Below are 4721 nucleotides of genomic sequence, written 5' to 3'. Positions count from 1 at the left end.
TATGAATCGCTGCTCCTGCTGTGCCAAAGGTTGTATAGATCCATGTTGACACTTCTGCTGCAAGTCTTCAGCGAGGTCGTCCTGCCGATCGTCGTGATCGCCGGGATCGGCTATCTGCTTGAGGGTGCGTTTCCGCTCGATCCACGCACGCTCAACCGCGTCAGTCTGTATGGTCTTAGTCCCTGCCTGCTCTTCGTAACGCTCCTTCGTACCGAGATCAACAGCGGCGAGGCGCTCCGCCTGTCGCTGCTCATGCTGCTGGTCGTCATCTGCATGTGTGCGTGCGCGTACATCGTCGCGCGCGCCATGCGGCTGAACTCCACGGAGCGCAGCGGTTTTATGCTGGCCTCGACCTTCATGAACTCCGGCAACTACGGCCTGCCGGCCACCCGGTTCGCGTTCGGCGACATTGGCTTTCAGTATGCCGTCATCGGCTATCTGACCCAGGCGTTCCTATCGCAAACGCTGGCGGTGTATGTTGCGTCAAGCGGCGCGGGAAATCGCCGGGCCGCGCTGACTCAGGTATTGCGCATGCCGATGCTCTACGCCGCGCTGCTGGCGATCGTGCTGCGGCTGCTGGGCGTGCCGCTTGACGAAAGCAACGGCTTCGTCGCTGCTGGTCTGTTCCGTGGCCTGCGGCTGCTGGCCGACGCGACGCTGCCGTTTCTGCTGCTGATCCTCGGCATGCAGCTTCGCCGCCGCAAGCCGCTTGGCTCGTTCGGGCCGCTGGGCACCGCGACGGCCCTGCGCCTGGTCGCCTCCGTCCCGATCGCGTTTGGCGTCGCGTATCTGCTTGGCCTGACCGATCTCGCGCTACGGGTCGGGATCATGCAGGCGGCGATGCCGACCGCCGTCAACACCACGATTCTGGCGCTGGAGTTCGACACCTGGCCCCACTTCGTGAGCAATGTGGTCGTGGCGACGACCATTGGTAGCCTGCTCACGCTGACGGTGCTGGTTGTTTTTTTACGCTAAGCCAGCCGACAGCGATGCTGGCATATTAGTTGCTGCAATTTTGGCGGCTTGACATGTAACATATTACACGAACCCCTTGATCCGCGCTCTCGCATCCGCCTTTGAAGATCGAGGCGACCGCACGGGCCGGAACGCGGCGCGATCCTGGTAGCAATTCCGCACGACTCGCCCAACATTCGCGAGGAGGTTGTATGAACCAAACGCAAGGCGCGTCCAGATTCGTCACGATGGAGCGGTTGAACATTGCGCCGCGCTCATCGGTGACAGCTCATGGTGTTGAGTACGCCCTGGCGCGTATGGATGGAACGCAGCAGTTAGCCGTCCTGGCATCGGATGGCTCGTCGCTGGCAGACTTTGAGGGCGAGTCGTCGGCGCACGAGAGCGGCGTGCTGCTGATCGGCCCATGTAGCGCCCACAACGCCGCCGCGCTCCGTCGTCGGCTGGCCTGGTTGCAGCCACGGACGCTTGGCCTTCAGACCTCGGCGGGGCTGGGCGATCGGCTGGGCCTGGCAACGCCCGGCCATGTACGGGCTGTCCGAACGGTCGGCGGCGGGATCGCCCCGATCTTCCCGCAACAGTCGATCCGCGAAATGAATCGCACCCATCGGACCGCGCAGCAGGTGATGGACGACGCAACCTGGGGCATCTTCGCGGAAGGCTGGCGCGACGGCTTTGGCGCGGATGCCGATCATCTCAAGACGCCTGCCGACATCGATACCTGTGTTGCGGCGGGCTATACGTTTTACACGATCGATCCCGGCGAGCACGTCGACGACCGCGCAGAGTCCGCCGCTCCAACCGAGCTGCGCCAGCTCTTCGAGTCGCTGCCGTGGGCCGAGCTGGAAGACACGCCCGCCGATGCGCTGCGCCGCTACGGCGGCCTTTCGCTGCGGATCGAAGATCAGACGATCGCCTTTGACGAGGCGGCGGCGCTGCGCGCGGCGGCCAAGTATGGCCGCGCGGTGGCGCATGTAGCCCGGATGTATCGCCATCTTCAGCAGGCGAGCGGCGACAGGCCGACAGAGCTTGAGGTTTCGGTCGACGAGACGGAGCATGTGACCTCCCACGCCGAGCATGTCTATATCGCCTCGGAGCTGCGGCGGCTCGGCGTTCGCTGGGTCAGCCTCGCGCCGCGCTATGTTGGCCGCTTCGAGAAAGGCGTCGATTACATCGGCGACCTGCGCGCGTTTGAAGACGATTTTGCGGTCCACGCCGCGATTGCCCGCCACTACGGGCCGTACAAGCTCAGCCTCCACTCCGGCTCCGATAAGTTCAGCGTCTATCCGATCAGCGTGCGCCAGACCCGTGGACTGGTGCATCTTAAGACGGCTGGCACCAGCTACCTGGAAGCGCTGCGCACGATCGCCGAGCTCGATCCGGCACTATTCCGCGAGATCTACACCTTCTCGCGCGAGCGCTACGAGACTGACAAGGTCAGCTATCACGTGTCTGCAGAGCTTCAGCGAGCGCCACGGCCTGAGGCTGTCGCCGACGCGGATCTGCCTGAGCTGCTGACGCAGTTCGATGCCCGCGAGATCTTCCACGTCACCTTCGGCTCGGTGCTGACAACACGCACCGACGGCGGCGGCTGGCTCTTCTACGATCGGCTGATGGCCTTGCTGCGCGAACATCCTGAGGCGTATGCCAGAAATCTTGAAGCGCATTTCGTGCGGCATCTTCAGCCGTTCGCGGCGGCGCAACGCAGCTTAACTTAAGCTGAGCAGGGGGAAGCCATGATTGCCAACAGATGGGCGCTGTCGCCCGACCGCTGTTTCGATCCCAACCCGACCCAACGCGCGCTCGCCCGGCAGGTGTACGCATCGGTCAAGGATCTGCCGCTGGTCTGTCCGCACGGCCATGTCAGCCCCGCGCTGCTCGCCGATCCGGATGCCAGCCTTGGCTCGCCCGCCGATCTCTTCATCATCCCCGACCACTATGTGTTTCGGATGCTGTACAGCCAGGGCATCGCGATGGAAGACCTGGGCGTTCCCACCAGGGACGGCACGCCGGTCGAGACGGATCACCGACGGATCTGGCAGCGCTTCGCCGAGCATTTCCACCTGTTTCGGGGCACGCCCACCGGCCTGTGGCTGACCGATGAGTTGATCAACGTCTTCGGCGTCGACGAGCCGCTGAGCGGCGACAGCGCCCAGCGCATCTACGACCATCTGGAGTCGCAGCTTGCCAGGCCGGAGTTTACGCCTCGCGCGCTGCTCAAGCGGTTCAAGATCGAGGTCTTGTGTACCACTGATGCGGCGACTGATCAGCTTGAAGATCATCGGCGGCTGCATGATGAAGGCATAACCCTCGTCCGTCCGACTTTCCGCCCCGATGCGGTAGTCAATCTCAACACCGTCGGCTGGCGCGCAAACATCGACACCCTGAGCGAGGTGTCGGGCGTCGAGGTGCGCGGCTACCGGGCGTTTATCGAGGCGCTGGAAGCGCGCCGCGCCTTCTTCAAGCAGCAGGGCGCAACCGCGACGGATCATGCGGCGGTGACGGCGCATACCGAGCGTTTGACGGAGCGCGAGGCGGAGACGATCTTCGAGCGAGCGCTGCGCGAGCAGGCGACGGATGCCGACACCGCGCGCTTTACCGCCCATATGCTCATGGAAATGGCGCGGATGAGCGTCGAGGATGGGCTGGTGATGCAGCTTCATGTCGGCAGCGTGCGCAACCACAACGACATCATCTTCCAGCGCTTTGGCCTCGATAAAGGCGCGGACATGCCGACCACGACTCACTGGACGCACGGCCTGCGCGCGCTGCTCAACGCCTACGGCAACGATCGGCGCTTGCAACTGATCCTGTTCACGCTCGACGAGAGCACCTACAGCCGCGAGCTGGCACCGCTGGCCGGACATTATCCCGCGCTGCTGCTCGGCCCGCCGTGGTGGTTCTTCGATAGCATCAACGGTATGCGACGCTACCTGGATCTGGTGATCGAAACGGCGGGCCTGTATAACACCGCTGGCTTCAACGACGATACCCGCGCCTTCGCCTCGATTCCGGCCCGCCATGATGTGTGGCGACGGGTGACGTGCAACTGGACCGCCGGGCTGGCGGCGCAGGGCCTTGTGTCCGAAGACGATGCCCATGAGATGGCGCATGATTTCGCCTATCGCCTGGCGAAGCGAGCGTACCGGCTCGAAGAGGCAGGGACAAAGGACCGCGCGGCTGGCGGATAAAAGAACAAACGGAGAACCAAGAACTAAGAGCCGGGGTCGTCAAGTGGGGGCGGGCACCCTCTGGGCACGGGGTGAGGGTCCGAACTCGAAACCTGGAACTCGAAACTTGGAACTCCGATTTGAGGATGAGAGCAGTATGTCAAGCATCATAACCGAGCTATTCAGCCTGGAAGGCCAGGTAGCGATCGTGACGGGCGGCACCGGAGTGCTTGGCGGCGCGATGGCGCACGGGCTGGCGCGGGTGGGCGCACGAGTCGGCATCCTGGGTCGTCGCAGGGAGCGCGCCGAGGCTGTCGTCGCGGAGATCGAAGGCGCGGGCGGGCAGGCGGTGGCGCTGGCGGCGGATGTGCTGCAACATGCGCAGCTTGAGACGGCGCGCGATACGGTGCTGGAGCGCTGGGGCCGGGTTGACATCCTGGTGAACGCGGCGGGCGGCAACGTGCCAGCGGCAACGCTCAGCGCCGATCGCCGCTTCTGGGACCTGCCAAGGGAAGCCTTCGCCGAGGTCTTTGAGCTTAATCTCCTGGGCACGCTGCTGCCGAGCCAGGTCTTTGGCGC

The 4721-nt window shown here is 64.1% G+C and carries 4 protein-coding genes; all 4 read left to right on the top strand.

Features of this window, described 5'->3' with window-relative positions; translation table 11 throughout:
• Window positions 1–42: 42 nt before the first annotated feature.
• Window positions 43–975 carry an AEC family transporter gene (locus VFZ66_09905; protein HEX6289494.1) on the top strand — a complete coding sequence of 311 codons (933 nt, stop codon included), beginning with the start codon at window positions 43–45 and terminating at the stop codon, window positions 973–975.
• 191 nt (window positions 976–1166) lie between these two features.
• On the top strand, window positions 1167–2690 hold the full coding sequence (locus VFZ66_09900; GenBank protein ID HEX6289493.1) for a tagaturonate epimerase family protein: 1524 nt from the start codon (window positions 1167–1169) through the stop codon (window positions 2688–2690).
• Between the two features lie 18 nt (window positions 2691–2708).
• The gene (gene uxaC / locus VFZ66_09895; protein HEX6289492.1) at window positions 2709–4163 is read left to right on the top strand and encodes a glucuronate isomerase; all 1455 of its coding nucleotides are present in this window, start codon (window positions 2709–2711) and stop codon (window positions 4161–4163) included.
• 136 nt (window positions 4164–4299) lie between these two features.
• Window positions 4300–4721 (top strand): SDR family NAD(P)-dependent oxidoreductase (locus tag VFZ66_09890; GenBank protein ID HEX6289491.1); only part of this gene is annotated, 422 nt, incomplete at its 3' end.

This window comes from Herpetosiphonaceae bacterium (genome assembly GCA_036374795.1).
GTDB lineage: Bacteria > Chloroflexota > Chloroflexia > Chloroflexales > Kallotenuaceae > LB3-1.
The sequence above is the reverse complement of the archived record's forward strand: the minus strand, read 5'-3'. Positions and strand labels throughout refer to the sequence as shown.

Coding starts and splice junctions, on each gene's coding strand:
- VFZ66_09905 (HEX6289494.1), top strand. CDS start 43: ATGTTGACACTTCTGCTGCAAGTCTTCAGCGAGGTCGTCCTGCCGATC.
- VFZ66_09900 (HEX6289493.1), top strand. CDS start 1,167: ATGAACCAAACGCAAGGCGCGTCCAGATTCGTCACGATGGAGCGGTTG.
- uxaC (HEX6289492.1), top strand. CDS start 2,709: ATGATTGCCAACAGATGGGCGCTGTCGCCCGACCGCTGTTTCGATCCC.